Annotated in this window: 24 protein-coding genes; 22 read left to right on the plus strand and 2 right to left on the minus strand. The window is 71.4% G+C overall.

Translation table 11 applies throughout. The features are described from left to right. Positions 1–15: 15 nt before the first annotated feature. From AB0N78_RS07330 to ndk, 3 genes are read left to right on the plus strand one after another with little or no spacing between them, the layout of a single operon-like run. On the plus strand, positions 16–1,734 hold the full coding sequence (locus AB0N78_RS07330) for an MDR family MFS transporter (protein ID WP_363387720.1): 1,719 nt from the start codon (positions 16–18) through the stop codon (positions 1,732–1,734). A gap of 16 nt (positions 1,735–1,750) precedes the next feature. Further along, a complete protein-coding gene (locus AB0N78_RS07335) occupies positions 1,751–2,158 on the plus strand; it encodes a DUF4233 domain-containing protein (protein ID WP_363387722.1) in 408 nt (135 codons plus the stop codon). A 10-nt stretch (positions 2,159–2,168) separates the two neighbouring features. Further along, complete coding sequence (gene ndk, locus AB0N78_RS07340; protein ID WP_363387724.1) at positions 2,169–2,594, plus strand: nucleoside-diphosphate kinase; 426 nt, start codon at positions 2,169–2,171, stop codon at positions 2,592–2,594. A 32-nt stretch (positions 2,595–2,626) separates the two neighbouring features. Here ndk and AB0N78_RS07345 read toward each other — a convergent pair whose 3' ends face one another. Continuing rightward, positions 2,627–5,644, minus strand: a complete 3,018-nt coding sequence (locus AB0N78_RS07345) for a DEAD/DEAH box helicase (RefSeq protein ID WP_363387727.1) — start codon at positions 5,642–5,644, stop codon at positions 2,627–2,629. A 62-nt stretch (positions 5,645–5,706) separates the two neighbouring features. Here AB0N78_RS07345 and smc point away from each other — a divergent pair, with 62 nt between their 5' ends. The 19 genes from smc (at position 5,707) to dprA (ending at position 25,606) form a co-directional block, all read left to right on the plus strand. Next, the gene (gene smc / locus AB0N78_RS07350; RefSeq protein ID WP_363387729.1) at positions 5,707–9,276 is read left to right on the plus strand and encodes a chromosome segregation protein SMC; all 3,570 of its coding nucleotides are present in this window, start codon (positions 5,707–5,709) and stop codon (positions 9,274–9,276) included. Between the two features lie 81 nt (positions 9,277–9,357). Continuing rightward, on the plus strand, positions 9,358–9,840 hold the full coding sequence (locus tag AB0N78_RS07355) for a hypothetical protein (RefSeq protein ID WP_363387732.1): 483 nt from the start codon (positions 9,358–9,360) through the stop codon (positions 9,838–9,840). Positions 9,841–9,886: 46 nt separating this feature from the next. Continuing rightward, positions 9,887–11,038 carry a signal recognition particle-docking protein FtsY gene (gene ftsY / locus AB0N78_RS07360; RefSeq protein ID WP_363387735.1) on the plus strand — a complete coding sequence of 384 codons (1,152 nt, stop codon included), beginning with the start codon at positions 9,887–9,889 and terminating at the stop codon, positions 11,036–11,038. Between the two features lie 141 nt (positions 11,039–11,179). After that, the gene (locus tag AB0N78_RS07365) at positions 11,180–12,496 is read left to right on the plus strand and encodes an ammonium transporter (protein WP_363387738.1); all 1,317 of its coding nucleotides are present in this window, start codon (positions 11,180–11,182) and stop codon (positions 12,494–12,496) included. Next, positions 12,493–12,834 carry a P-II family nitrogen regulator gene (locus tag AB0N78_RS07370; protein WP_363387741.1) on the plus strand — a complete coding sequence of 114 codons (342 nt, stop codon included), beginning with the start codon at positions 12,493–12,495 and terminating at the stop codon, positions 12,832–12,834. The genes AB0N78_RS07365 and AB0N78_RS07370 overlap by 4 nt, the downstream gene beginning before the upstream one ends. Before the next feature lie 10 nt (positions 12,835–12,844). Then, positions 12,845–14,581 carry a [protein-PII] uridylyltransferase gene (locus tag AB0N78_RS07375; RefSeq protein ID WP_363387743.1) on the plus strand — a complete coding sequence of 579 codons (1,737 nt, stop codon included), beginning with the start codon at positions 12,845–12,847 and terminating at the stop codon, positions 14,579–14,581. 25 nt (positions 14,582–14,606) lie between these two features. Next, complete coding sequence (ffh, locus tag AB0N78_RS07380) at positions 14,607–16,202, plus strand: signal recognition particle protein (RefSeq protein ID WP_363387746.1); 1,596 nt, start codon at positions 14,607–14,609, stop codon at positions 16,200–16,202. A 1-nt stretch (position 16,203) separates the two neighbouring features. Beyond that, positions 16,204–17,289, plus strand: a complete 1,086-nt coding sequence (locus tag AB0N78_RS07385) for an amidohydrolase family protein (protein ID WP_363387749.1) — start codon at positions 16,204–16,206, stop codon at positions 17,287–17,289. 165 nt (positions 17,290–17,454) lie between these two features. After that, on the plus strand, positions 17,455–17,913 hold the full coding sequence (gene rpsP, locus AB0N78_RS07390) for a 30S ribosomal protein S16 (protein WP_363387752.1): 459 nt from the start codon (positions 17,455–17,457) through the stop codon (positions 17,911–17,913). Continuing rightward, positions 17,913–18,152 (plus strand): RNA-binding protein, encoded by a 240-nt coding sequence (locus tag AB0N78_RS07395; RefSeq protein WP_363387755.1) that lies wholly within the window; start codon positions 17,913–17,915, stop codon positions 18,150–18,152. Before rpsP ends, AB0N78_RS07395 begins: the two co-directional genes overlap by 1 nt. A gap of 78 nt (positions 18,153–18,230) precedes the next feature. After that, a complete protein-coding gene (gene rimM, locus AB0N78_RS07400) occupies positions 18,231–18,776 on the plus strand; it encodes a ribosome maturation factor RimM (RefSeq protein ID WP_363387758.1) in 546 nt (181 codons plus the stop codon). Continuing rightward, the gene (gene trmD / locus AB0N78_RS07405) at positions 18,773–19,570 is read left to right on the plus strand and encodes a tRNA (guanosine(37)-N1)-methyltransferase TrmD (protein WP_363387761.1); all 798 of its coding nucleotides are present in this window, start codon (positions 18,773–18,775) and stop codon (positions 19,568–19,570) included. Before rimM ends, trmD begins: the two co-directional genes overlap by 4 nt. 169 nt (positions 19,571–19,739) lie before the next feature. After that, complete coding sequence (gene rplS, locus AB0N78_RS07410; RefSeq protein ID WP_363387764.1) at positions 19,740–20,105, plus strand: 50S ribosomal protein L19; 366 nt, start codon at positions 19,740–19,742, stop codon at positions 20,103–20,105. Between the two features lie 138 nt (positions 20,106–20,243). Next, a complete protein-coding gene (gene lepB, locus AB0N78_RS07415; protein WP_363387767.1) occupies positions 20,244–20,984 on the plus strand; it encodes a signal peptidase I in 741 nt (246 codons plus the stop codon). A gap of 53 nt (positions 20,985–21,037) precedes the next feature. After that, positions 21,038–21,751 (plus strand): ribonuclease HII, encoded by a 714-nt coding sequence (locus AB0N78_RS07420; protein ID WP_363387770.1) that lies wholly within the window; start codon positions 21,038–21,040, stop codon positions 21,749–21,751. 72 nt (positions 21,752–21,823) lie between these two features. Beyond that, a complete protein-coding gene (locus AB0N78_RS07425) occupies positions 21,824–22,147 on the plus strand; it encodes a DUF2469 domain-containing protein (protein WP_168629905.1) in 324 nt (107 codons plus the stop codon). Positions 22,148–22,263: 116 nt separating this feature from the next. Then, on the plus strand, positions 22,264–22,620 hold the full coding sequence (locus AB0N78_RS07430; RefSeq protein ID WP_363387773.1) for a YraN family protein: 357 nt from the start codon (positions 22,264–22,266) through the stop codon (positions 22,618–22,620). Further along, positions 22,617–24,149, plus strand: a complete 1,533-nt coding sequence (locus tag AB0N78_RS07435; RefSeq protein WP_363387776.1) for a YifB family Mg chelatase-like AAA ATPase — start codon at positions 22,617–22,619, stop codon at positions 24,147–24,149. Before AB0N78_RS07430 ends, AB0N78_RS07435 begins: the two co-directional genes overlap by 4 nt. Beyond that, on the plus strand, positions 24,146–25,606 hold the full coding sequence (dprA, locus tag AB0N78_RS07440; protein ID WP_363387779.1) for a DNA-processing protein DprA: 1,461 nt from the start codon (positions 24,146–24,148) through the stop codon (positions 25,604–25,606). Before AB0N78_RS07435 ends, dprA begins: the two co-directional genes overlap by 4 nt. A gap of 22 nt (positions 25,607–25,628) precedes the next feature. On the opposite strand, the gene AB0N78_RS07445 is transcribed toward dprA, so the two are convergent. Continuing rightward, positions 25,629–26,138: a hypothetical protein gene (locus AB0N78_RS07445; RefSeq protein WP_363387782.1), complete on the minus strand. Its 510-nt coding sequence runs from the start codon at positions 26,136–26,138 to the stop codon at positions 25,629–25,631. Positions 26,139–26,346: the final 208 nt, after the last annotated feature.

Raw genomic sequence — 26,346 nt, forward strand, 5'->3', positions numbered from 1 at the left:
ACGAATGGACATTCCATGGCGAACACCGCCCCCGCGCCGGATAAGCCGCTGGTGGTACTCAACCAGCGCACCATCTGGCTGATCTTCGGAGCGCTGCTGGCCAGCATGCTCCTGTCCTCCCTCGACCAGTCCATCGTCGGCACCGCGATGCCGACCATCGTCGGTGAGCTGAACGGCGTCGAGCACCAGGGCTGGGTCATCACGATCTACATCCTGGCCATCGCTATCGTGATGCCGCTGTACGGGAAGTTCGGTGACCTGTGGGGTCGGCGTTGGCCGTTCCTGTTCGCCATCGGGCTGTTCACCCTGGCCTCCGCCGGAGCCGGGTTCGCCCAGTCGTTCATCGAGCTGGTGATCTGGCGCGGCGTGCAGGGCCTCGGCGGTGGTGGGTTGATCATCCTGTCCCAGGCGATCATCGCGGACATCGTCCCGGCCAAGGACCGCGGCAAGTACATGGGCCCGATGGGGGCGCTCTTCGGTGTCTCCGCGGTCGCCGGTCCGCTGCTCGGTGGCCTGTTCACCGATCACGCCGACTGGCGCTGGTGCTTCTGGATCAACATCCCGATCGGTCTGGCGGCGCTGATCACCGCGTGGTTCACCCTGAAGCTGCCCAGCCACCGCTCCGGCCGCAAGCTAGACGTGGCCGGCATCGTGCTGCTGACCCTCGCGACCTCCGGGATCGTGTTGGTGACCAGCTGGACCTCGCTGACCGCGGAAGCCGGCTACGACTGGTCGGACGGTCGACTGATCGGCCTGCTGATCGGCACCATCGTCGCCGCGGTGGCCTTTGTGCTGGTGGAGCTGCGTGCCGCCGAGCCGATCCTGCCGCTGCACCTGTTCAAGAACTCGACCTTCACCCTGGCCACGCTGGTCGGTCTGGTGATCGGCATGGGCATGTTCGCCTCGCTGGCGTTCCTGCCGACCTTCCTGCAGATGTCCACCGGCTCCGGGGTGACCGAGTCCGGCCTGCTCATGCTGCCGATGACCGTGGGTGTGATGATCACCGCGATCACCTCCGGATTCCTGATCACCAAGACCGGCCGCTACAAGATGTACCCGGTGGTCGGCATGGCCATCGCCACCGCCGGTCTGGCCTGGTTGACCGCGATCACCGGCGACATGTCGATGGTGCTCTTCGGGCTGATGATCTTTGTGCTCGGTGCCGGTCTGGGCCTGGTGATGCAGACCATCGTGCTGGCAGTGCAGAACTCGGTGGACCCCAAGGAGATCGGCACCGCGACCAGTGCCAACAACTTCTTCCGGGAGATCGGTGCAGCGGTGGGCACCGCGCTGTTCTCGACCATCTTCACCACTCGGCTGACCGAGCGGCTGACCGACGTCTTCGCCGGTGCGGGGGCGGGCGGCGGGGTGGATGCCACCGCCGGGGCGGAGTCCCTGACTCCGTCCGTGGTGTCCCAGCTGCCCGACGCGCTGCACGACGGTGTGGTCAATGCCTACACCGACGCGCTGGCACCGGCGTTCTGGTACCTGGTGCCGCTGCTCGCGGTCGGATTCGTGCTGACGCTGTTCCTCAAGGAGGTCAAGCTCTCCGACGTGGCCGGCATGGTGGCCCGTGGCGAGGCAGTGGCCGAGGCTCCGGTGGCCGTGCAGTCGGCCGGGCAGTCGCCGGAATCGGTGACCGCCTCGGTGACTGCCACCGGTGACGACGCCAGCCGCGGCACCACCGGCTCGGGTGCCGCGACCGGAACCGCCGGCTCCGACGACCGCGGCTGACAGGTAGCCTGCCCGCGTGAGTCAGCCAGCCCCGCGGCCCGTCCGCCGTAAGAAGCCTGCCAAGCCCCAGTTCACCTCGACCATCCTGATGCTTGAGGGTGTGCTGGTGCTGTTCGCGGCGCTCACGGCGTACGGGCTGCGGGTGTTGCCTCCCACGGTGATCTGGACCGTGGGTGGGGTGATGTTCGTGGTCTTCCTGCTGCTGTCCCGGATGGTCACGCTGCCCGGCGGGTACATCGCCGGGTCGGTCGCGCAGGTGCTGGTGCTGGCCTGCGGGTTCGTGATCCCGATGATGTTCCTGCTCGGGGTGGTCTTCATCGCGCTGTGGGTGTCGGCCTACCGGTTGGGGTCGCGGATCGACGCCGAACGAGCCGCCTACGACGCGGCTCATCCGGACGAGCGAGGTCCGCGCCCCGCCGTTTAGGGTGACCGGCATGAGCGACATCCAGCGCACGTTGATCCTGGTCAAGCCGGACGGGGTCCGCCGCGGACTCTCCGGGGAGGTGCTCCGCCGGATCGAGGCCAAGGGGTACACCCTGGTCGCGGTGGAGCTGCGGACCGCCGACGACGCCCTGCTGGGCGAGCACTACGCCGAGCACCGGGGCAAGCCGTTCTTCCAGCCGCTGGTCGACTTCATGAAGTCTGGGCCGGTGCTGGCCGTCGTCGCCGAGGGGCACCGGGTGATCGAGGGCTTCCGCTCGCTGGCCGGGTCCACCGAGCCCACCGCCGCGGCACCGGGCACCATCCGCGGTGACCTGGGTCGGGACTGGGGCCTGCCGGTGGTGCAGAACCTGGTGCACGGCTCGGACTCCCCGGAGTCGGCCGCCCGGGAGATCGGCCTGTGGTTCCCGCAGCTGTGATCGCAGGCTGAGCGGGTCCGATGCGGGCCCGCTCAGCCCAGCAGCTCCCGCAGGTCGTCGGCGGTGAGCGCCTCAGCAAACACGTCGCCGTCATCGATCACCGCATCGACCAGCGCTGCCTTACGCGCCTGAAGCGCCTGGACCTTCTCCTCGATGGTGTCCGCGGCGATCAGCCGGTACACCATCACGTTCTTGTCCTGCCCGATCCGGTGCGTCCGGTCAATGGCTTGCTGTTCGGCGGCCGGGTTCCACCATGGGTCGAGCAGGAACACGTAGTCCGCCTCGGTCAGGTTGAGCCCGGTGCCCCCGGCCTTGAGGCTGATCAGGAACACCGGGGCACTGCCCTCGCGGAACTTCCGCACCACCCGTTCGCGACCGGTGGTCGAGCCGTCCAGCATGCAGAACTCCACCCCGGCGGCGGTCAACCGATCGGCAGCCAGCTTCAGGTACGAGGTGAACTGGCTGAACACCAGCGCACGGTGACCCTCGGCGGCCACATCGGCCAGCTGTTCCAGCAGGACGTCGAGTTTGGCCGAGGGCAGTCCGGTCTGCTCCGGGTCGATCAGCACCGGGTCCAGCGCCAGCATCCGCAGCAGGGTCAGCGAGCGGTAGACGATGAAGCGTTGCCGGTCCAGGTCGTCGATCAGCCCGAACAGCTTCTGGCGCTCACGTTGCAGGTAGAGGTCGTAGATCTCCCGGTGGGCGGGGCCGAGCTCGACGGTGAGGGTCTGCTCCTGCTTGGTGGGCAGGTCGGCGGCCACCCGCTCCTTGGTGCGGCGCAGCAGGAACGGCTTGATCCGGCGGCGGAGCAGGGCGAGGCGTTCGGCCCGGCCCTGGTCGAGGCGTTCCGGCAGCGACCCGGCACCCGGTCCAGCGGTGACGCCGGTGCGCTCGCCCTCGATGGGCCGGATGTACCGCTCCGCGAAGGCGCGGGCCGAGGGGAACAGCCCGGGGGCGACGAGGGAGAACAGCGCGTGCAGCTCGGTGAGTGAGTTCTCGATCGGGGTGCCGGTCACCGCCAGACGGAACGGGGCGCGCAGCTCGCGGGCCACTCGGTGCACCTGCGCGGCCGGGTTCTTCACCTGTTGCGCCTCGTCCAGGATCAGCCCGGCCCAGTCCTGTGCCTGATAGGCGTCCGCATCCAGTCGGAGGAGGGCGTAGCTGGTCACCACGAGGTGCGCCCCGGCGGTCTGTTCGGCGACCGAGACCCCGGTGGTCTGGGTGGCGGCGATCCGGCGTACCACCAGCTCCGGGGCGAACCGGGCCGCCTCGGACACCCAATTGGGCGTGACCGAGGTCGGGGCCACCACCAGGAACGGTCCGGTGCTGCCGCCCTCCACCGCGTGCTGGATCAGCGCCAGACATTGCAGGGTCTTGCCCAGTCCCATGTCATCGGCGAGCACCCCGCCGAGCCGGTGCCGCCACAGGAAGCCCAACCAGTCCAGGCCCGCACGCTGGTACTCGCGCAGCTCGGCGCGCAGACCGCGGGGGACCGGCACCGGCGTGGGTGCCTCGACCTCGCGGACCAGGGCGCGCCACTCCTGGGCCGGTTCCGCCTGATCGGCCAGGTCGACGAAGTCCGCCCACAGGCTGGTCTGGTGTCGGCTGATCCGCGGGCCGGTCTCCCACTCGGCGATCTCCCGGGCCTCGGTGATCAGCGCGTGCAGTTCCTCCAGTGCCGGATGGTCCAGGGAGAAGTAGCTGCCGTCGACCAGCATGAGCTTGCGCCGCCCCTGGGCGAGCGCCCGGAACAGCGGGACGAACGGGATCTCCCGCCCGGCCAGATGCACGGTGACGCCGAGGTCGAACCAGTCGTGCTTCTCGGTGGGCAGGGTGCTGACGGTCAGGGTGGGGGTGCCGCGCAGCTCGCGATAGTCCGGCTGGGTGCCGGAGGTCTCCACCTGGACACCGGGCAGCGCGGACAGCAGCGGCAGGGTCTGCGCGACGAACTCCGCGGCCTCCACATCTCGCAGGGTCACCGGTACCGGGAGCTCGTCGTCCTCGGTCCACCACTGCGGGGGCAGGGTGCCCGCCGGGATCAGGGATTGCGGGTCGGGGGTGGGTGCGGAGCGCGGGCTGCGTCGCCAGGACCAGCTCAGCTCGACCGTGTGCCGGGGCGCGAACCGGATACTGGCCACCAGCACCGGGGGAGCGGGCGGCGGGATCGACACCGAACCGTCGGCTGACCCCAGCTCCAGACTCGCGCCCAGCTGAGGGATGTCCTGCTCCAGGAAGGTCGGCACCTGCTCCGCCGGGATCACTACCCCGGTACCCAACGCGTCAGCCACGCTGCGCCGTCCCCCGGTGCCCAGCAGGGCCAACTGTTGCGGACCGAGTGGTGCAGTGGACGGGGCCAGGAGGATCTGCCGGGGTGCGGTGGGGTCCACGACGTACACCCCGTGGTCGCCGATCGGGTGGCCGTGGCGCGGGTCGACCGGTGCGCCGTCCACCACCAGCCGTGCGGACAGTCGGATGCCCTGATCGGCGCGTGCGGCATCCAGGGTCAGCTCCGCGCTGCGGCCCAGGGCGACCTTCGCCCCGGTGCCGGAGCCGACCAACGCGACGCCCAGGGCGCGCCCCTGATCGAGCAGCTCCCAGAGCACCGGGTTGGTGAACTCGTCCAAGAACACCCAGTCCGGATCGGTGCCGGGGGTGGCCGGGCCACCGGCGCGGTGCAACGCCCCCACCTCGCAGAACCAGCGATGCTGCGCCGGGTCCAGGCTGAGCCGGTGGCGCAGATGCGGGATATTCGACCAGGTCACATTGCTGCGCACCCAGCCGCGGGCTGACCGGATCACCGGCCGCACCCCCAACCGGTACTCGCCGTTCCCCGGTGGATCGCCCGCACCCGCCCGGCCGCCGACGGTGCGCGAGGTCGGGCCGTTCCAGCGCTCACGGGTGCGGGGGGTCAGCTCACGCAGCTCGAATTGCAGGCCGGTCGGGGTCACGGACTCGGCGGGCTGTTCCATCGCCGCGTTCACCGAGGCCACCAGGCTGGTCAGGACCTCCTGCCACCCGGTGTCGGGGTGGTCGGGGCGTTCGGCGGGCACCGCGTGATCCTGTCACGGAGCGCCCACACGGTCCGAGCCGTTGCGGCCATTAGGCTGCCCCGGTGCACCTCAAGACGCTCACCCTGCGCGGGTTCAAGTCGTTCGCCTCGGCGACGACGCTGAACTTCGAGCCCGGGGTGACCTGCGTCGTGGGCCCGAACGGTTCCGGCAAGTCGAATGTGGTCGACGCGCTGGCCTGGGTGATGGGCGAGCAGGGCGCGAAGTCGTTGCGCGGCGGCAAGATGGAGGACGTCATCTTCGCCGGGACGTCCGGGCGTCCACCGCTGGGTCGGGCCGAGGTGTCTTTGACCATCGACAACACCGACGGTGCCCTGCCCATCGAGTACACCGAGGTCACGATCTCCCGGACGCTGTTCCGCAACGGGGGGTCGGAGTACGCGATCAACGGGCGAGCCGCCCGCCTGCTGGACATCCAGGAGCTGCTGTCGGACTCCGGGCTGGGCCGGGAGATGCACGTCATCGTCGGGCAGGGCCAGCTGGACGCCGTGCTGCGGGCCACCCCGGAGGAGCGCCGCGGGTTCATCGAGGAGGCCGCCGGTGTCCTCAAACACCGCAAGCGCAAGGAGAAGGCGCTCCGCAAGCTGGACGCCATGCAGGGGAACCTCACCCGGCTGACCGACCTGACCGGTGAGCTGCGCCGCCAGCTCGGGCCGCTCGGTCGGCAGGCAGAGGTGGCTCGCAAGGCGCAGCAGGTGCAGGTCGATCTGCGTGACGCCCGGGCCCGGTTGCTCGCCGACGACCTGGCGCAGCTGACCGCCACCCTCGAGCAGGACATCGCCGACGAGTCCGCCTTGCTAGCCCGCAAGAGCGCCGCCGAACAGGCGTTGAACGCCGCACGAGACCGGTTGACCACCCTGGAGCGCGAGGCCGCGGAGGCAGCTCCGGTGCTGGGCGAGGCCTCCGACCTCTGGTACCGGCTGTCCGCGCTGCGTGAGCGCCTGCGGGGGACTGCGTCGTTGGCCGCGGACCGGGCGCGTCTGCTCGGCTCGGCCGCACCCGAACGTACCGACGGTCGTGACCCGGAGGAGTTGGAACGTCAGGCCGAGCGCGCCCGCGCCGCCGAGGCCGAGCTGGCCCAGGAGGTCGCGCTGGCCCAGGAGGGCCTGGACCATGCGCAGGTGGCCCGGCAGGAGGTTGAGCAGGCCGCGCAGGAGGCCGAACGCGCGCTGGCGTCGGTGTTGCGCGGTGCCGCCGACCGCCGTGAGGGGCTGGCCCGACTCGCCGGTCAGGTTGCCGCCCGCCGCAGCCGGTTGGAGGCCACCGAGGCCGAGTTGGGTCGTCTGCACCAGACCCTGGCCGAGGCCGAGAAGCGCGGACAGGCGGCGACGCTGGAGTTCACCGCGCTGGAGACCCAGGTCGCCGGGGTCGAGGAGGGCGAAGAGGGGCTGGATGCCGAGCACGAGGCCGCCGCAGACGCCCTGGACCAGGCCACCGCCCGGGTCGCCGAACTCACCGAGCAGCTGAGTGCCGCCGAGCAGCGGCGCAGCGCGCTTGCCTCGCGGATCGAGACGTTGGAACTGAGCCTGACCCGCAAGGACGGTGCCGGTGCGCTGCTCGGCGCGGAGGACCTGACCGGGGTGGTCGGCTCGTTGGCCGCGCTCATCGCCGTGGCCCCGCACGACGAGGAGGCGATCGTCGCCGCGTTGGGTGCCTCCGCTGATGCGGTGGCGGTCCAGTCGGTGGGTGCCGCGGTGGACGCGATCCGGTTCTTGCGCGAGCAGGACGCGGGACGTGCCGGACTGGTGGTGGCCGCCGCGGACGCGGATGCTGGCGTCACCCTCGATCAGGGTGCGGCCCCGGCGGGAACCGGCTGGGCACTGGATCTGGTGCAGGCACCGGAGACGGTGCGGCCCGCGGTGCGTCGCCTGCTCGCCGGTGTGGTGGTGGTCGACGATCTGGCCGCAGCCCGGGCCGTGGTGGCCGAGCGTCCGGATCTGGTGGTGGCCACCCGCGCCGGGGACGTGCTGGCCGCACACCGGGCACACGGAGGGTCCGCCGCCGCGCCCAGCGCACTGCACCTGCAAGCGGCCCTGGACGAGGCGCGCACCGGTGCTGAGCAGGCGGCCGCCAGCGCCGAGCAGGCCCGGTTCGCGCTGGTCGGGGCCCGGGAAGCCGAGGAGTCCGCCCGAGCGGCCTACGAGGCGACGCTGGACCGGCTGAACGAGTCGGATGCCGCCCTGGCCGCGGTCGCCGAGCAGCTCGGCCACCTGGGTGCGACCGCCCGGGCTGCCTCTGCGGAGGCCGACCGTGCGCGCGCCACCCTGGCCGCCGCCGAGCAGACGCTGGCGCAGGGTCAGGCTGAACTGGCCGAGCTCACCGCGCGCCTGGCGGCAGCGGAGGCCGAGCCGGAGGACACCGAGGCCGCCATCGAGCAACGCACCGCCGACCGGGACGCCCTGGCCGAGCGTGCCACCGCCGCCCGCGCGCAGGAGACCGAGTCGAGGTTGACCCTGCGCACCGCCGAGGAGCGCGCCCGCGCCCTGTCCGGCCGGGCCGAGTCGTTGGACCGCGCCGCCCGGGCTGAGCGGGAGGCCCGGGAACGTGCCGCGCGGCGTGAGCAGCAGCGTGCCCGGCAGGCCGCCGTCGCCACCGCCGTCGCCCGGGGTGCTGAGCAGGCCCTGCGCGCGGTGGATCATGCGGTGGAGCGTGCCGCCGACGCTCGGGAAGCCGCCGAGGCCGCCCGCACGGAGCGGGAGATCCAACTGACCGCGGTCCGTGGCGAGGTCGACGAGCGCCAAGGCGAGCTGGCCCGGCTCACCGACGCCGCCCACCGGGACGAGATGGCCCGCGCCGAGCAGCGGCTGCGCATCGAGGCGCTGTCCACCCGCGCGGTGGAGGAGCTGGGCATCGATCCCGAGGTGCTGGTCGAGGAGTACGGACCGCATCAGCCGGTGCCGGTGGTGGCCGAGGACGGCACACCGGTCGAGGGGGAGACGATCCCCTTCGTCCGCGAGCAACAGGAGAAGCGTCTGGCCGCGGCGGAGCGGGCACTGGCGCGGTTGGGCAAAGTCAACCCCCTGGCGCTGGAGGAGTTCGCGGCGCTGGAGGAGCGTCACACGTTCCTGGTCGAGCAGCTGGCCGACCTCAAGAAGTCCCGCGGCGACCTGTTGCAGATCGTCCAGGACATCGACGACCGGGTGGAGCAGGTGTTCACCAGTGCCTACCGGGACACCGCCGCGCAGTTCGATCGGGTGTTCCCGCGGCTGTTCCCCGGCGGTGAGGGCCGACTGGTGCTCACCGACCCGGAGAACATGCTCACCACCGGCATCGAGGTGGAGGCCCGGCCGGCGGGCAAGAAGGTCAAGCGGCTGTCGCTGCTGTCCGGCGGTGAGCGCTCGCTGACCGCCGTGGCGTTGCTGGTGTCGATCTTCAAGGCCCGGCCGAGCCCGTTCTACGTGATGGACGAGGTCGAGGCGGCGCTGGACGATGTCAACCTGGGTCGGCTGCTGGAGATCTTCCGCGAGCTGCAGGAGGACTCTCAGCTGATTGTCGTCACCCACCAGAAGCGCACGATGGAGATCGCCGACGCGCTCTACGGCGTCACGATGCGTGGCGATGGCGTCACCACGGTGATCAGCCAGCGACTCGCCGAGGACGCCGACAACGCCTGAACTGTGAAGATGTCGTGCGAGTTGCGGCATCCTTCACGATCCTCACCGGGCGCTCCCAGCGACGGGGCGGAGGATAGGCCTATGGGCGCGTATGTGGTGGGGATCGTTCTGGCACTGCTCGCGGCGGGGGCCGTGATCGTCCTGGCCGTGCGTGGCTCCGACGAGCGCACCACCTGGCGGACCTTCCTGGCCGACTTCCAGGCCGGGTGGCGCGGTCTGCGCGGCAAGCAGGAGCCCGAGCCCGAGCCGGTGGACGTGCGCTTCGACGAGCTCTTCGAGGCGGAGGCTGAGCCCGGCGACGACTACCTGCACCTGGACGAGTTCGCGGAGCTGATCGAGCGCACCGGCGACCGGGCCGGGCAGCTGTGGCATCACGACCGCGACGGCGCTCGCGGCGGGCTGTCCGAGGGTGAGCGGGGCCCGTGGATCGTGCACCCGCGCGGTCACCGCGGAGGCCCCGGACGCACGAGCGGCGGTCGCCCGGCACGTCCGGCTCGCCCCTCGGCAGATGACGCATCGGAGGATGGCTCACCCCGCCGCACCAGCGTCTCCGTCCCGCGCTGAGCGCCGGCTGACGGCAGCACGCCGCCCCGCCTGACACACTGGGTCCGTGGACCACTCCGATCTTCTCAACCTGCTCTACGTCGCCGTCCCCGCCCTGGTGGTGATCGCCGGCGGCGGCACGCTGATCGCCCGTCGCCGTCGTGGTGACTCCACCACCGCCCAGCCGCCGGTCACGCCGACCGACGTCGAGGTGCCGCAGGCCCCGGCCGCGGATGACGTCGCCGTCGAGACCCCGCCTGCCCCCTCGGTGGAGGTTCCGGCCCCGGCCACCGGTCGACTGGCCCGGTTGCGTGACCGACTGGCCCGCTCCGGGTCGCCGCTGGGCGCCCGGATGTTGCAGGTGCTCTCCCGTGACCACCTCACCGAGGACGACTGGGACGAGCTGGAGGAGACCCTGCTGCTGGCGGACGTCGGCGCTGGACCCGCCACGGAGCTGGTCGAGGCGCTGCGCACCCAGACTCGGGTGCAGGGACTCAAGGACCCGGCGCAGGTGCGCGCCCTGCTCCGTGAGCAGTTGTTGGCCCTGGTCGACCCCGCGCTGGACCGGTCGCTGGCCACCGCCCCCGGGCAGACTGAGGACGGGTCGCGCACCCCGGCTGTGGTGATGGTGGTCGGCGTCAACGGCACCGGCAAGACCACCACCGTCGGCAAGCTCTCCCGGGTGCTGGTGGCCGAGGGCGGCTCGGTGCTCCTGGGTGCCGCCGACACCTTCCGTGCCGCTGCCGCCGACCAGCTGGAGACCTGGGGTTCGCGGGTGGGGGTGCGCACCGTGCGCTCGGAGAAGGACGGTGCCGACCCCGCGTCGGTCGCTTTCGAGGCGGTGCAGGCCGGGATCGACGACGGGGTGGACGTGGTGTTGGTCGACACCGCGGGCCGGTTGCAGAACAAGGCCGGTCTGATGGATGAGCTGGGCAAGATCACCCGGGTCATCACCCGCCGGGCTCCGCTGTCCGAGGTGCTGCTGGTGCTGGACGCCACCACCGGGCAGAACGGGCTGAACCAGGCCCGTGTGTTCGCGGAGGTGGCCGGGGTCACCGGCATCGTGCTGACCAAGCTGGACGGCACCGCCAAGGGCGGCATCGTGGTGGCGGTGCAGCGTGAGCTCGGCGTACCGGTCAAGCTGGTCGGTCTGGGCGAGGGGCCCGATGACCTCGCGCCCTTCGACGCCGAGGAGTTCGTGGACGGCATTCTGGGCTGAACAGCCCTGCCGCAACGGAACGTTTACTCCCACGCCCGCTCCGTCACACCGCTGTAACACCCCAGGCGTTCCGCCGAAATCGCCACACTCCACGCTGATCCCCGACCGGCCGACCGGCTGGCGAGGGGAGAGGCGTTCCACATGGACCTGGACACCGGAGCGACAGCCTGGATGCTGATGTCAGCATCGCTGGTGCTGCTCATGACGCCTGGACTGGCGTTCTTCTACGGGGGCATGGTGCGCGGCAAGTCCGTGCTCAACATGATGATGATGTCCTTCATCGCCATTGGCGCGGTGGTGGTCGTCTACGTGCTGTACGGCTGGTCGATGTCGTACGGCGCGGACGTGGGGGGATTCTTCGGCAACCCGTTCGATCAGTTCGGCCTCAGCGGCACGATCTGGAATGACGACGGCAGCTACGCCATCGACGCCTTCGGGGTGCCGGTGATCGTGGGGGTGGCGTTCCAGGTGACCTTCGCGATCATCACCGTGGCGCTGATCTCCGGTGCGATCGCCGACCGGGTCAAGTTCAGCACCTGGGTGGTCTTCGCGGTGCTGTGGGTGACGGTCAGCTACTTCCCGCTGGCGCACATGGTCTGGGGCGGTGGACTGCTGTCCGGTCTGAACGAGAACGGCATCGCCGCGCTCCTGTTCGGCTGGGATGCCGAGAACGGGGTGGCCAATGTCGCCCCGATCGACTTTGCCGGTGGCACTGTGGTGCACATCAACGCCGGGATCGCCGGTCTGGTGCTGGCCCTGCTGATCGGCAAGCGCAAGGGTTTTGGCCGCGAGCCGATGCGCCCACACAACCTGCCCTTCGTGATGCTGGGTGCCGCGCTGCTGTGGTTCGGCTGGTTCGGCTTCAACGCCGGTTCGGCCTTCACCGCCGACGGTAACGCCGGTCTGGCCTGGGTGAACACCACCGCCGCCACCGCCGCCGCGATGATCGGCTGGCTGGTCACGGAGAAGATCCGCGACGGGCACGCCACCAGCCTGGGGGCCGCCTCCGGTGTGGTCGCCGGTCTGGTCGCCATCACCCCGGCCGCCGGGGCGCTGCGCCCGGTCACCTCCATCATCCTCGGCATCGTCGCCGGTGCGCTCTGCGCCTTGGCGGTCGGGCTCAAGTACAAGTTCGGCTACGACGACTCGCTCGACGTGGTGGGCGTCCACCTGGTCGGCGGTCTGGTCGGCACCATCGGCATCGGCTTCCTGGCCGCCGAGGGTGGGCTGTTCTTCGGCGACGGGATCAAGCTGCTGGTGGTCCAGATCGTGATCGCGGTGCTGGCCCTGGTGTTCTCCGGCCTGGTCACGCTGGTGATCGGGTACATCCTCAAGGCCACTCTTGGCTGGCGGGTCAGTGAGGAGGCCGAGGTCGGGGGTATCGACCTGGCGGTGCACGGTGAGACCGCGTACGAGACGCTGGGCGGAGCCCGCGTGGTGACGGAGGTGAAGGCATGACCAAGCTCGTGTCCGCAGTGATCCAGCCCCACCGGCTGGACGATGTGAAGTCCGCCCTGGAGGCCGCCGGTGTCCGTGGTCTGACCGTGAGTGAGGCCAGCGGCTACGGTCGTCAGCGCGGTCACACCGAGGTCTACCGCGGCGCGGAGTACACCGTGGATCTGGTGCCGAAGGTGAAGATCGACGTGCTGGTCCGGGATGAGGACGCGGCCGAGATCACCGAGGTGCTGATCAAGGCGGCGCAGACCGGCAAGATCGGCGACGGCAAGGTCTGGGTGGTGCCGGTGGAGGATGTCGCCCGGGTTCGTACCGGCGAGCACGGACCTGATGCCCTGTGACGGACGTCCGATGACGACCGGTGAGGCCCCGCACCCCCCGACGGTGGGGGTGCGGGGCCTCTCCGCTGCCCGGTTCGCCCTGGCCCGGCAGGTCACCGACGGCAGTGTCCGCCGTCGTGCGATGTCCGACCTGGTGTTGGACTCCCTGGCCGCGCTGTGGGCCGAAGCGACCGCGGGGGAGGACACCCCGGGCATCGGACTGGGTGTGGTCGGATCGGTGGGACGGGGCGACGCCAGCCCCGCCTCAGACCTCGACCTGCTGCTGGTGCACGAGGGTCGGGGCCACTCCGCCGCCGAGCTGGCCGCCCTCGCCGACCGGCTCTGGTACCCGATCTGGGACGCCGGACTGGATCTGGACCACTCGGTGCGGTCGCTCGCGCAGTGCCGACAGGTCGCCAGCCGGGACCTACCCGCCGCGGTGGGGCTACTCGATCTGCGCCCCGTAGCCGGAGATCCGGGGATCGTGCACCGGGCCCGTTCTGCACTGCTGGCGGACTGGCGCTCGGCGGCCCGACGACGACTGCCGGAGCTGCTGGCCTCCACCCGGCAGCGAGCAGAGCGGCACGGCGAGCTGGCCTACCTGATCGAGCCGGACCTCAAGGAGTCCCGGGGCGGCATCCGGGACGCCGTGGTGCTCTCCGCGCTGGCCGCCACCTGGCTGACCGACCGTCCGCACGGAGCCGTGGATGCCGCGCACGCCCACCTGCTCGACGTCCGGGACGCGGTGCAGACCGTGACCGGGCGGCACACCAACCGGCTGCTCGCCGCCGACCAGGACGAGGTCGCCGAGCTGCTGGGTGTCGGGGATCGGGACGACCTGCTCGCCGGACTGGCCGAGGCCGGACGGGTGATCTCCTACGCCCTGGACTCCACCGCCCGCAACGCCCGGCAGGCGCTGCACCGTCCGGCGCGCACCCCGGTGCTGGTCCGCGGTCGACGGGCGGCCCCCCGGTTGCGCACCGTTGCCGAGGGGCTGGTGGAGCACGACGGGGAGCTGGTGCTGGCCGCCGACGCCGACGCCGACCATGATCCGGTGCTGGCCCTGCGTGCCGCCGCCACCGCCGCCCGCACCGGACTGACCCTGTCGCCGATCAGCGTCACCAGCCTGACCCGCACCCCGCCGTTGCCCGAGCCCTGGCCGAAGGCCGCCCGCACCCTGCTGGTGCAGTTGCTCGGCACCGGCCCGGCGCAGGTGCCTGTCTGGGAGGCGCTGGACCTGGCCGGGGTGGTCACCACCTGGGTCCCGGAATGGGCCGGCATCCGTAACCGCCCGCAGCGCTCCCCGATCCACCGGCACACCGTCGACCGGCACTGCGTGGAGTGCGCCGCCGTCGCGGCCGGACTGCGCAAGGGCACCGAACGCCCGGACCTGCTGCTGGTCACCGCGCTGCTGCACGACATCGGCAAACGGGCCGGTGCGCAGGACCATGCGATCACCGGTGCCCGACTGGCCGGACCGATCGCCGCCCGGATGGGCTTCACCGCCGCGGAGTCCGCCGACGTCGCGCTGCTGGTCCGCGAGCACCTGACCCTGTCCGAGTTGGCCACCACCGCCGATCCGGACGACCCGGCCACCGTCGACCGACTGCTCGCCGCCGTTGACCACCGACTCGATCTGCTGCACCTGCTCCGGGCCCTGACCGAGGCGGATGCCAGTTCCGCCGGGCCGACCGCGTGGACGGCGTGGCGGGCCCGACTGGTCGACGATCTGGTGGGTCTGGCGGCAGGTAGGCTGGAGCGTCCCTGATTCTCCGAGAGGTGAGGTCCGCGCGGTGTTCGCCAGCCTGTCCGACCGTCTGACGTCGACCTTCAAGAACCTGCGCACCAAGGGCCGGTTGTCCGAGGCGGACATCGATGCCACCGTGCGCGAGATCCGGCGTGCCCTGCTGGACGCCGACGTCGCCGTCCCGGTGGTCCGCGCCTTCACCGGTGCCGTCCGGGAGCGGGCGCTGTCCGCCGAGGTCTCCGGTGCGCTGAACCCGGCCCAGCAGGTCGTCAAGATCGTCAACGACGAGCTGGTCGCGATCCTCGGCGGTGACAACCGCCCGCTGCACCTGGCCAAGACCCCGCCGACGGTGATCCTGCTTGCGGGTCTGCAGGGTGCCGGTAAGACCACTCTGGCCGGCAAGCTCGCCCTGCACCTGAAGGGACAGGGCCACACCCCGCTGCTGGTCGCTGCTGACTTGCAACGCCCGAACGCGGTCACCCAGCTCCAGGTGGTGGCCGAGCGCGCCGGGGTGCCGGTCTTCGCCCCGCACCCGGGCAACCAGGGTGCCGAGGACGACATCGTGGTCGGTGCCGACCCGGTGGCGGTCGCCCGCGAGGGTCTGGCCACCGCGCAGGCCCGGCAGCACGATGTGCTGATCGTCGACACCGCCGGTCGCCTCGGTGTGGACCAGGTGCTGATGCAGCAGGCCGCGGACATCCGCGACGCGGTGAACCCGGACGAGATCCTGTTCGTGATCGACGCGATGATCGGTCAGGACGCGGTCGCCACGGCCCAGGCCTTCGCCGACGGTGTGGGCTTCACCGGTGTGGTGCTGTCCAAGCTGGACGGCGACGCCCGCGGTGGTGCGGCGCTGTCGGTGGCGTCGGTCACCGGCCGCCCGATCCTGTTCGCCTCCACCGGTGAGAAGCTGACCGACTTCGAGGTCTTCCACCCGGACCGGATGGCCTCCCGCATCCTCGACATGGGTGATGTGCTCACCCTGATCGAGCAGGCGGAGAAGGCCTTCGACGCCGAGCAGGCCGAGGAGATGGCCGCCAAGCTCTCCTCCGGGGAGGGCTTCACCCTGCAGGACTTCCTGCAGCAGATGCAGCAGCTCAAGAACATGGGCTCGATGAAGAAGATGCTCGGCATGCTCCCTGGGATGGGGCAGATGCGCGAGGCCATCGACAACTTCGACGAGCGCGAGGTCGACCGGGTCGAGGCGATCATTCGCTCGATGACCCCGGCTGAGCGGGTCAACCCGAAGATCATCAACGGTTCCCGCCGCGCCCGGATCGCCAAGGGTTCCGGTGTCCAGGTCTCCGAGGTGAACGGGATGCTGGAGCGCTTCGAGGCCGCGCAGAAGATGATGAAGCAGATGTCCAAGGGCGGCGGTATGCCGGTGCCCGGGATGGGGATGCTGCCGGGTTCGGGCAAGAAGTCGCGCGGGAAGGCGCAGCAGTCCCGCAAGGCCAAGGGCAAGTCGGGCAACCCGGCCAAGCGCGCCCAGCAGGAGAAGGCCGCAGCCGACCGCGCCGCCGGGATCGCTCCGGCCGCCCCCCAGGGGTCGTCCTTCGGCCTCGGTGGGCAGCAGCAGCCGCAGGACCCGAGCTCGATCGAGCTGCCCGAGGGCCTGGACAGGTTCTTCGGCGGACGCTGACATGCGCGCCGTGCACCTGCGGGGCCCGGTCGTCCTGGATGACGACCGGGTCGCGCCGGAGGCTTGGCTGCTCGGTGATCGGATCACTTTCCACCGGCCCTCGTCGGTGGACGCCACGCTGGACGGCTGGGTGCTGCCCGGTCTGGTCGATGTGCACTGCCACGTCGGCCTCGGTGCGCAGGGTGAGGTGGACCGGTCGACCGCCGAGCAGCAAGCGCTGGCCGACCGGGACTCCGGGGTGCTGCTGATCCGCGACGCCGGGTCTCCCGCCGACACCCGCTGGGTCGACGACCGCGAGGATCTGCCCCGGCTGATCCGGGCCGGGCGGCACCTGGCCCGCCCCAAGCGGTACCTGCGGCACTACGGTCGGGAGCTGGCCGAGGTCGCCGAGCTGCCGGCCGCCGTGGTGCAGGAGGCCGTTCGGGGTGACGGCTGGGTCAAGCTGGTCGCCGACTGGATCGACCGCGACCTGGGCCCCGACGGTGACCTGCGCCCGCTCTGGCCGGATGACGTGCTGGCGCAGGCAGTGGCCGCCGCACACGCCCACGGGGCCCGGGTCACCGCGCACACCTTTGCCACCGAGGCGCTGGACGGCCTGCTCGATGCCGGGGTCGACTGCCTGGAACACGCCACCGGCGCCGACCCCCGTCAGATCGACCGGATCGCCGCCGCCGGGGTCCCGGTCACCGTCACCCTGTTGCAGGTCGCGCAATTCGCCGCCATCGCCGACCAGGCGGTGAAGTACCCGGTGTACGCCGAGCGGATGCGCCGGATGCACACCCGCCGGTACCAGCACGTCCGTGATCTGCACGATGCCGGAATCCCGCTGCTCCTCGGCACCGACGCCGGTGGCACGATCGCCCACGGTCGGATCGCCGACGAGGCCGCCGAGCTGCTGGCCGCGGGCATCCCGGATGCCGACGTGGTGGCCGCCGCCAGTTGGCGCACCCGCCGCTGGCTCGGCGCGCCGGTGCTGGGGGAGGGCGACCCGGCCGACCTGGTGGTCTACGACAGTGATCCTCGGGTGGACGCCCGAGTGCTTGCCACGCCCCGGGCGGTCGTCCTGCGTGGGAACCGGGTGCGCTGAGGGAGGTTGGGCGCAGCCGCCCTCGTCTGGCACAATGACCTGCTGTACTCGGCGCGTGCGGCCCCTCTACCCGCTCGATGCTGTGACACCCAGGCAGGACCACCACCCGCATGCCCCACGTGCGGCACGGTCCGGCCGCCCCACATCAACAGGAGAGACCACACAGTGGCCACCAAGATTCGCCTGAAGCGTCTCGGCAAGATCCGTGCGCCGTACTACCGCGTCGTCGTCATGGACTCCCGTGCCAAGCGCGACGGTCGTGCCATCGAGGAGATCGGCAAGTACCACCCCACCGAGGAGCCCTCGCTGATCGAGATCTCCTCCGAGCGTGCGCAGTACTGGCTCAGCGTCGGTGCCCAGCCGACCGAGCAGGTCATGGCGCTGCTCAAGGTCACCGGTGACTGGCAGAAGTTCAAGGGTCTGCCGGGTGCCGAGGGCACCCTGCGCGTCAAGGGCGAGTCCCAGGACGTCCAGGCCGCCATCGACGCGGTCGCCGCCGACGCCGAGAAGGCCAAGGCCAAGGCTGCCGAGAAGAAGGCTGCTGCCGAGGCTCCGGCCGAGGAGGCCCCCGCCGCCGAGACCGAGGCTCCCGCGGAGTCCCCGGCTGAGGACGAGCAGGCCTGATGCTCGCCGACGCGCTCGAGCACCTGGTCCGCGGGATCGTCGACCATCCGGACGACGTGCGGGTGGACGCCCGCGCGCTGCGCCGGGGCGACCTGCTCGAGGTCCGGGTTCATCCCGATGACCTTGGCCGAGTGATCGGGCGCGGTGGCCGCACGGCCCGTGCGCTGCGCACCGTCGTCGGGGCACTGTCCACCGACGGTCCGGTCCGGATCGACGTCGTGGACGTCGCACGGCGCTGAGCGCATCATCGTGACAGGCCCGGTTCCCGCCACTGGTGGGGACCGGGCCTGTGCCATGTCGACCCTGAGGAGCACCCCATGCAGCTGACCGTCGCCCGGATCGGCCGCGCCCATGGCCTGCGCGGCGAGCTGGCGCTCGATGTGCGCACCGACGACCCGGAGACCCGGTTCGCGGTTGGTGCCGTCCTGCCCACCGACCCGCCGGAGCACGGCCCGCTGACCGTCACCCGCACCCGCACCCAGCAGGATCGCTGGTTCGTGCAGTTCGCCGAGGTGCCGGACCGCACCGCCGCCGAGGCGCTGCGCGGGGTGACCCTGGTGGTCGATGTCGCCGCCGACGGCTCCGAGGAGGACGCCTGGTACCCGCATGAGCTGACCGGGCTGCGCGCCGAGAACGTCGACGGTCGGGTGCTGGGGGAGATCGCCGGCCTGGAACATCTGCCCGCCCAGGATGTGCTGGTGCTCCGGGAGCCAGATGGTGCCCGCACGCTGGTGCCCTTCGTCCGGGCCATCGTGCCGGTGGTGGACGTCCCCGGCGGCCGCGTGGTGATCGACCCGCCCGGGGGGTTGCTCGCCGCCGACGTGGAGAACCTGGTGATCAGCGAGGAGAGCACGGGCGCATGAGGATCGATGTCGTCACGATCTTCCCGGACTACCTGGCGCCGCTGAGTCTGTCCCTGGTCGGCAAAGCCCGCACCGCCGGCATTGTCGACCTGCGGGTGCACGATCTGCGCGACTGGACCACCGACCGGCACCGGACCGTCGACGACACGCCCTTCGGTGGTGGCGCAGGCATGGTGATGCGCCCGGACATCTGGGGTGCCGCCCTGGACGAGCTGTTGGGGGAGGACTCCCATCTGCTGCTGCCCACCCCCTCCGGTGCGTCGTTGACCCAGCGCCGGTCCGAGTCCATCGCCCGTGAGGACGAGCACCTGGTCATCGCCTGCGGTCGTTACGAGGGCATCGACGCCCGGGTTGCCGCGCACTACGCCGACCGGGGGGTGCGGGTCAGTGAGTTCTCCCTCGGTGACTACGTGCTCAACGGCGGTGAGGTGGCCGCGTTGGTGCTGATCGAGTCGGTGGTCCGGCTGCTGCCCGGTGTGGTCGGCAACCCACACTCGCTGGTCGAGGAGTCGCACGGCGAGGCCGGTCTGCTCGAGTACCCCGTCTACACCAAGCCGCCGGTCTGGCGGGAAGCCGAGGTGCCGCCGGTGTTGCTATCCGGGCACCACGGCAAGGTCGAGCGCTGGCGGCGGGACCAGGCGCTGGCCCGCACCGCCGAGCGTCGCCCGGATCTGCTGCGTCGGCTCGACCCCGCCGAGTTGGACAAGAAGGACCGCGCCACGCTGTCCGAGCTGGGTTGGACGGTGGGCGAGCACGGACCGGTTCTGCCGTCACCGGAGGCTGTGGCAGACTAGTGCGCTGGTGCGCGTAGGTCGCGTCTCTGCCACAGGGGAGACGAGCACGACCGCCTTGCTTCACAGCCGGGCCGCGCACCGCATCGATGCCCACTTCCGGCACCCGGTCTCAACGCCGGTGCCGATGATGACGCACGTGACCTGTGGCACGGCGGGAAAGTGAAACGAGATGTCCCACCTGCTCGACAGTGTCGACGCCGCCTCGCTGCGCACCGACATTCCGGAGTTCCGTGCCGGAGACACCCTGAAGGTCAACGTCAAGGTCGTCGAGGGCAACCGCTCCCGTGTCCAGCTGTTCCAGGGCGTCGTGATCGCCCGCCAGGGCGACGGCGTGCGCGAGACCTTCACCGTCCGCAAGGTCTCCTTCGGCGTCGGCGTGGAGCGGACCTTCCCGGTGCACTCCCCGTCGCTGGAGTCCATCGAGGTCGTCACCCGCGGTGACGTGCGTCGCGCCAAGCTGTACTACCTGCGCAACCTGCGCGGCAAGAAGGCGAAGATCAAGGAGAAGCGCGACACCCCGGCCAAGAAGGCCTGAGCTCAGCGCTCTCCCGTTCCGAAGGCGGTCACCGTTGCGGTGGCCGCCTTCGGCGCGTTCGGGGGAGTTCTGTGTGGGTCCCCGGACGTGCGCCGGGACGGTTGGGCGGCTGCCCCGCCCGCATGGCACAGTGTCCGGGTGACGCACCAGGACGCCAGCCGCGGGGACGAGCCGGTCCCCACCCCCGCCACCCGTCGCGCGGCACGGCGTCCGCGCAACCCGGTGCTCGGCTTCCTGCGCGAGGTGGCGATCATTCTGGTCAGCGCCATCGTGCTGTCCTGGGTGGTCAAGACCTTCCTGGCGCAGGCGTTCTTCATCCCGAGCGCGTCGATGCACGACACCCTGCTCGAGGGTGACCGGGTGCTGGTCAGCAAGCTCGCACCCGGGCCGTTGGACGTGCACCGGGGGGACATTGTGGTCTTCGCCGATCCCGGTGGGTGGCTCACCGACCAGGAGCAGGCCGACACCAATGCGTTCCAGGATGCGTTGATCGCCATCGGTCTGGCCCCGCAGCAGTCCGAGGACCACCTGATCAAGCGGGTGATCGGATTGCCTGGTGACCATGTCAGCTCTGCCGGTGACGGGACGCCGCTGGAGGTCAACGGGGTCGCCATCGATGAGACGCTCTACCTCGCCCCCGGGGCCAACCCCAGCGAGATCGCCTTCGACGTCACCGTGCCGGAGAACTCGCTGTGGGTGATGGGGGACAACCGGCAACACTCTGCTGACTCCCGGTGGCACATGGGCGACCCGGGCGGCGGCGCGATCCCGATGGACGACGTCGTGGGCACTGCCTTCGTCAAACTCTGGCCGTTGGACCGGCTCGGCCTGCTCCGCAACCCCGGGGACGTCTTCGCGGACGTGCCCGACCCGTCATGACCGAGCTGGCGCGACCCCGCACGACGGGCGCGCGCCCTCGCACGAGCCGGAGCGTGGCACCGTCGCTGCGGGTGGAGCGGCAGATGCTCCGTGATGGTGCGACCGCCGTGGCCTGCCTGGACGAGGTGGGTCGTGGCGCGCTGTGCGGTCCGGTCACCATCGGGGCGGTGGTGGTCACCGCGCAGTCCAAGCCCGCACCGGTCGGGGTGCGTGATTCCAAGCTACTCAGCCCCGCGGCGCGGCTCGACCTGGTGCCGAAGATCCAGCGCTGGGCTGCCGCCTGGTCGGTCGGCCATGCCAGCCCGGCGGAGATCGACGAGTACGGCATCGTCGCCGCGTTGCGCCTGGCCGGGCAGCGCGCCCTCGACGGTCTGGGCCTCGTCCCGGACGCCGCACTGTTGGACGGCAACCACGACTACCTGTCGCCTCCCGCGCAGGCGACGCTGTTCGACGACGGGCCGGTGCTGCCCGAGCCGGTGTGCGCCGTCCCGCCGGTCACCACGCTGATCAAAGCGGATATGACCTGTGCCGCCGTGGCAGCGGCGAGCGTGCTGGCCAAGACCACGCGGGACGCGCTACTGCTGGACCTCGCCGAGGAGTTCCCGGACTACGGGTGGCGGGAGAACAAGGGCTACGCCAGCGCCGAGCATGTGGACGCGCTGCGGCGGCTCGGACCGACGGTCCACCACCGTCGGTCGTGGCGGCTGCCCGGGGTGGAGGTCGCCGCGCCACGGGATGGCGACCCGACCGGGGTACCGACACTGTGAGCACCCCGACCCGCTGAGCCCGAATCAGACACGGATGCGAGTCCCGGGACCGGATGAGCGATGATGGTCCCCGTGAGTGCCGAAGATCTGGAGAACTACGAGACCGAGATGGAGCTCGCGCTCTATCGCGAGTACCGCGACGCGGTCGGGCTGTTCTCCTATGTGGTCGAGACCGAGCGCCGGTTTTACCTGGCCAACCACGTCGACCTGCAGGTGCGCTCCGCCGCCGGTGAGGTCTACTTCGAGCTGACGCTGGCCGACGCATGGGTCTGGGACGTCTACCGCTCGGCGCGCTTCGTGAAGTCGGTGCGGGTGGTGACCTTCAAGGACGTCAACGTCGAGGAGCTAGTGAAGGCCGACCTTGATCTGGGCGGGGGTAGCGGCTTCGGCCGATGATCACGCGGGTGACGACTGTCCCCAGACCGGGTGACAGTCGGGTCGTCCCCAGCCGGGCACATCGCACCGCACGCTGAGCGCCGCGCACGCGCAACCTCAGTCGTGGAGGTGACGCGATGTCCCGGACACGACTCATCGGTCAACGCGGCGAGGATCTGGCCGCCGCCTGGCTGATCGCCCGAGGCCGCCAGGTGGTCGACCGCAACTGGCGCTGTGCAGCCGGTGAACTCGACCTGATCACCCTGGACGGGGACCAGCTCGCCGTGGTCGAGGTCAAGACCCGTACCGGGGTGGGATTCGGCCACCCGGCGGAGGCCGTCACCGCACAGAAGCTGCACCGGCTCCGACGCCTGACCGGGCTGTGGCTGGCCGCTCACCACTGTCGGCCCGCGGGCATCCGGGTCGAGGTGTTGGCGGTGCTGCTCCCGTCGCACGGGCCCGTCCGCTACGAGCTGCTGGCGGGGGAGCGATGACCGCCCTCGGCCGAGCACTGTCCGTGGGATTGCACGGCATGACCGCCCAGCTGGTCGAGGTGGAGGCACATCTGGCCTCGGCGTTGCCTTCCTTCACCCTGGTGGGCCTGCCCGACGCGTCGCTCACCGAATCGCGCAGTCGGGTCCGCGCTGCGGTGTCCTCCGCCGGGCTGGGCTGGCCGGCGCGACGGATCACGGTGAACCTGTCCCCGGCTGCGCTGCCCAAACATGGGCCGGGCTTCGACCTCGCCGTCGCGGTGGCCGTGCTGGGCGCCGCCGAGGCGCTCGATCCCACCCGCAGCAGGGATGTGGTGCATCTGGGTGAGCTCGGCCTGGACGGGCGGCTGCGTCCGGTGCGTGGGGTGCTGCCTGCGGTTGCTGAGGCGGTGTCCCGCGGCAGGACCAGGATCGTGGTGCCCACCGCTGATGTGGCTGAGGCCAGCCTGGTGCGGGATGCGGAGGTCATCGGGTGCACCAGTCTGGCGGAGGTGGTGCGACTGCACGGCGGGGATATCCCGGTTCCCGCGCTGGCACCCGTTCCCGCGCACCGCGGCACTGCGGCGCAGAGCCCCGACAGTGCGGACCTGTCCGACGTGCTCGGTCAACGCGAGGCCCGGCACGCGGTGGAGGTCGCCGCGGCCGGCGGGCACCATCTGCTGCTCAGCGGTCCGCCGGGTGCGGGCAAAACCATGCTGGCCTCCCGAATGCCCGGGCTGCTGCCGGACCTGAGCGAGGCCGACGCGGTCGAGGTCAGCGCCGTTCACTCGGTGGCGGGCACCTTCGATCCCAGCGCGGGGCTGCTGCGTCGACCGCCGTACGAGGACCCGCACCACACCGCCACCGCCCCCAGCATCGTCGGCGGCGGCTCCGGGTGGCCCCGGCCCGGTGCCGCCTCCCGTGCTCATCGCGGGGTGCTATTCCTGGACGAGGCACCGGAGTTCGACACCCGAGTCCTACAGACGCTGCGGCAACCGCTGGAGACCGGACACATGATCGTGCACCGCAGCGGTGGTGCCGTGCGCTTCCCGGCGCGCTTCCAATTGGTGCTGGCTGCCAACCCCTGCCCCTGCGGTCAGGCCACTGGCCGGGGCCGCGACTGCCTCTGCACCCCGCATGAGCGGCGGCGGTACCGCACTCGGTTGGAGGGACCGCTGCTCGACCGGGTGGATCTCCAGATCGACGTGCCCGCGGTGCGCCGGACGCGGGGTGAAGGCCCGGGTGAGTCCACCGCCACCGTCGCTGCCCGGGTCCGGTCCGCGCGGGCCGCCCAGAACGCACGCTGGGCCCCGTATCCCTGGTCGCTCAACTCCGAGGCCAGCGGCAATGAGCTGCGTGCTCTGCTCGGACCACGGCCCGCGGCGCTCACCGACCTGGACCGGGCACTCGAGGCTGGACGGCTCACCCTGCGCGGTGCCGACCGGGTGCTGCGGGTCGCCTGGACCCTGGCCGATCTGGCCGGAGCCACCGCACCCACCCGCGAGGACGTCGGCCGCGCGCTGCTGCTCCGGACCCGAGGGGGTGACCGATGAGCCAGGACGACGACGCCGAACTGCTCGCCCGGGTGGCCTGGTCCTCGTGCACCGAACCAGGTGACCCGGCCGCCGTGGCCGTGGTCGACGCGCTCGGTGCGGTGGAAGCGTGGCAGTGGCTGCGGTGCGCACGTGAACGCTCGGCACGGGAGGCGGCGCGGATGCTGATCACCCGGGTGCGTGAGCTGGACGCGGCCACCGGGTCGACCCCGGAGCCCGCCGGTGAGGACGCGGGGGACACCGGCACCGGTGGCGAGCAGGCTCTCGGGCTCCGGGCCGACGACACTCCGCTGATCCGCGACCCGGCCCGTGCACTGCGCGTCCTCACTCGGGCGGTCGACCGTTGGACCCCGCGGCTGGGCATCGACCCCCGACTGCTGCTGTCCCAGGCCGCCCGGATCGGGGCGCTCCCCCTGATCCCCGGACGACCCGGCTGGCCCGACCGGCTGACTGACCTGGGTGGCACCGTCCCGTTGTGCCTGTGGGTCCGGGGCGAGGCCCGGCTCGACCTGCTGGTGGAACGGGCGGTGGCCGTGGTGGGTGCCCGCGCCGCCAGCGACTACGGCGAGCGCGTCGCCGGTGACCTCGCCGCCGAGCTGGTCCGCGCGGGTGTCACGGTGATCTCCGGTGGTGCCTACGGCATCGACGCGGCCGCCCACCACGGCGCGCTCAGCGTGGACGGTGACCGGGCCGGCACCATCGCCCTGCTCGCCGGTGGGCCGGATCACCTCAGCCCGGCGGGAAACACCGGCCTGCTGCGCAGGATCATCGAACAAGGCGGTGCCGTCGTCGCGGAGAGCCCACCCGGTCGGCCGCCCAGCCGGTCACGATTCCTGCTCCGCAATCGGCTGATCGCCGCGCTGGCTGGTGCCACCGTGGTGGTCGAGGCGGGGTGGCGGTCCGGGGCGCTCAGCACCGCGCACCATGCGGGGGAGCTGCTGCGTCCGCTCGGTGCCGTCCCCGGCCCGGTCACGTCACCGTCCTCGGCGGGATGCCACCAGCTGCTCCGGAACGGCGCGGCCGTTTGCGTCACCGATGCCGACGAGGTGATCGAGCTGCTCGCAGGGCCCAACGCGGAGGCGGTCCCGGCCACGCGTGCTCAGGCCCCGACACTGGCCGAACCGGCACAGGACGCCCCTGCGGTGACGGTCGCGCGCGGCGGCGGGGTCGGTGGGCCTGCGACCAGGGGTGCCTCTCACCCCTCTCCCGGCAGCGGGCTCACGCTCGGGGTGCCCGCACCTGCCTGGCTGCGCGAGGCCAACCGTGCCGCCGCCCCGCCCGGGAGTCGACGGGCGCGGGTGCTCGATGCACTGAGCCGGCATCCGATCGGTGTGCCCACCCTCGCCGCCCGGGCCGGGCTCGCGCTGGTCGAGGTGGAGGCGGAGTTGGGATTGCTCGATCTCGCCGGGCTGGTGCGGCGCTCCGCCGAGGGACGGTGGTCGCTGCGACCGGGGTGACGCGCGGACGGTGCGGCGGGGGTCAGCCGACGAACCGCTGCGCCGACCGCTCCTCGGACCGGGTGATCGCCGCGCCATCGCCGCCCTCATGCGCGAAGTGGACCCAGCTGTTGTTGGAGTGGCAATGCCCGAGGCCGACATCCCCGAAGGAGTCGAGCAGCAGCGCCGGGTTCCACGGGGCGCGGCGCGTCGGCCGGTGCCCGAGGTCGGCCAAGGCGCGGTTGATCGGCCAGGTCGCCGCATCGGGGTCGGTGGTCGGGTTCTCGACATCGGACCACTCGAGTCGACCATCGCGGTAGAACCAGGCGCTCTGCCAGCCGGTCCCGCCGAAGAAGTCGGCCTCCACCCGCGCGACCGTGAGCCCGTCCAGCGTGGCGGTGACCTGCTCGGGTTCGATCAACTCGACATCGTCCGGTCGCAGGACCAGGGCCAGGTCCGACCGCAGCGGCACCAGGGTCGTGCCGGGCAGCCGGGTGCTCAGCTCCCGTGCCACGTGCAGGGGCGCGATGAACGCGTCCAGTTCGTAAGCCATGAGGGGGGTCCTTCCGGGCTGCACCGCGGGTGTTCCGGAGGGTGCGGCGCCGACCGGTACGGGTGCCCCGCGCGGACACCCACGGGGGACGAGGGTAGTCACGCTGATGGGGGACAGTGGCTGGGTCGAAGGGCCCAGTGCATCGTCGCGGAGCGGCTCCGGCTGAACTCGGACCCGCCAGGATCACCCGTTCGGTGCGGAAACGGAC

It is taken from the genome of Cellulomonas sp. NPDC089187 (assembly GCF_040685135.1).
Taxonomy (GTDB): Bacteria; Actinomycetota; Actinomycetes; order Actinomycetales; family Cellulomonadaceae; genus Cellulomonas.